Annotated in this window: 2 protein-coding genes; both read left to right on the top strand. The window is 68.9% G+C overall.

Going from position 1 to position 2,165, the window contains the following annotated elements; genetic code table 11:
- Positions 1 to 1,406, top strand: a 1,406-nt coding sequence (locus AC1DHD_RS15840) for a molybdopterin-dependent oxidoreductase (RefSeq protein ID WP_476880627.1), incomplete at its 5' end; no start/stop codon positions are given.
- 36 nt (positions 1,407 to 1,442) lie between these two features.
- Positions 1,443 to 2,165: asparaginase (locus tag AC1DHD_RS15835; RefSeq protein ID WP_476880626.1), on the top strand; the 723-nt coding region annotated here is incomplete at its 3' end.

Below are 2,165 nucleotides of genomic sequence, written 5' to 3'. Positions count from 1 at the left end.
GGATGAAGGACTTCGCGATCGCCACGTTCGGCACGAACGACAAGGCCGCCCTGTTCGTCGGCATGGGCCTGACCATCCTGCTGCTGGCCTGTGTGCTGGGCATCGTCGCCTACCGTAAGTGGGCCCTGGGCGTGGCCGGCGTGCTCCTRCTCGGTGCGGTGATTGTGGCCAGCGTGGTGACACGGGCCAGCGTCAAACCGCTGGACGCCATCCCCTCGCTGATCGGCACCGCAGCCGGCCTGGTGATGCTGCGGATCCTGGTCAGCAAATTGTGGCGGATGCGGCAGTGGCCGGAGGTGGCCTCGGATCTCGGCGCCAAGGAACCGGACCGCCCCGCCACCACCCGGCGTGCCTTCTTTACCGCGAGCGGCATCACCGCTGTGGCCGCAGCCGCCGCGGCGACGGGCGGACGGCTCCTGAGCGCCGCCCGGAGCAACGTGGCGCAGGCCCGCGAAGCCCTCCGGCTTCCGGCCCCCGCCCGGCCGGCCGCCGCCGTGCCCGCCGGTGTGCAGTCCAAGGCCCCGGGCGTGACGCCCTGGCTGACGCCGAACAAGGACTTCTACCGCATTGACACCGCCCTCAGCGTCCCGGAAATCGACGCCCAGTCCTGGGAACTTCGGATCCACGGCATGGTGGAGCAGGAGGTGCGGCTGAGCTTCCAGGACCTGCTGGGCGCCCAGCTGATCGAGTCCCACGTGTCCCTGACCTGCGTCTCCAACCCGGTCGGCGGGAACCTGGCCGGCAACGCCAAATGGCTGGGCATGCCCATCCGGGATGCCCTGAAGCTGGCCCGCCCCAAGCAGGGAGCGGACATGGTGCTCTCCACCTCCGTTGACGGTTTCAGCGCCTCCACACCGCTGGAGGTCCTGCAGGATGACCGCGACGCGATGCTGGCCATCGGAATGAACGGGGAGGCCCTGCCGCTGGAACACGGCTACCCGGTCCGGATGGTGGTTCCCGGGTTGTACGGCTTCGTCTCGGCCACCAAATGGGTGGTGGACCTGGAAGTGACCCGGTTCGCGGACAACAAGGCCTACTGGACCCAGCGCGGCTGGTCCGAGCGCGGCCCCATCAAGACCATGGCCCGGGTGGAGGTCCCCAAGTCCTTCGCCAAGGTCGCCGCCGGGAAGGTCGCGATCGGCGGGACAGCCTGGGCCCAGACCCGCGGCATCACCAAGGTGGAGGTCCAGATCGACAACGGCCCGTGGACCGAAGCCGTCCTCTCCGCCGAGGCGTCCGTGGTGACCTGGCGGCAATGGTCCTTCGACTGGGACGCCACCCCGGGTCCGCATTACATCAAGGCCCGCGCCACCGACGGTACCGGCGAGGTCCAGACGGAGAAGCGAGCCGATCCCGTGCCCGATGGCGCCTCCGGCTGGCAGTCGGTAATGGTCACCGTGGAGTAACCGGAACGGGCCCGCGGCGCACCCTAGACTGGCAGCATGCCTTTGAACCCGCATGCCACCTTTACCGTCGAGTCCGCCGTCGAACTGGCAGTGGTTGAACGCAGCGGCTTTATCGAGTCCCGCCACATCGGCTCGGCTGTCGTGATGGCCGCGGACGGCACCATCGTCACCGAACTGGGCGACATCACCACCCCGATCTTTGCCCGTTCCACGCTCAAACCCTTCCAGGCGCTGGCGTCCATGCAGTCGGGTGTGCCGCTGCGCGGCGCCCAGGTGGCCATCGCCTGCGGCAGCCACGTCGGCTCGCTGGACCACATGGACGTGGTGGAAGGCATGTTGAAGGCCGCCGGCGTCAAGGAAACCCAGCTCCAGTGCCCGGAGGCGTGGCCGGAGGACGAGACGGCCCGGACCTGGCTGGTCCGGACCGAGCGGGGAAAGTCCCGGCTCGCTTTCAACTGCTCGGGCAAGCACGCAGCCTTCCTGTGGGCCTGCACGGAGAACGGCTGGGACACACACAGCTACCTTGAACCGAACCATCCGCTGCAGCAGCGGATCCGCTCAGTGATCGAGGAATACAGCGAGGAGCGGATCGCGCACCTGGGCATCGACGGCTGCGGCGCCCCGGTGGCAGCTATCTCCCTCACCGGCCTGGCCCGCGCCTTCTCCCGCCTAGCCAAGGCCCCCGGCGACAAGAACTCCAACGCCCGCGCCGCCACGATCGCCACCTCCATGCTGGACTATCCGTGGGCGGTCCAGGGC

It is taken from the genome of Arthrobacter sp. 05L45_2 (assembly GCF_056397525.1).
Note: the sequence above shows the minus strand (reverse complement) of the source record. Positions and strands in the feature narration are given on the sequence as shown.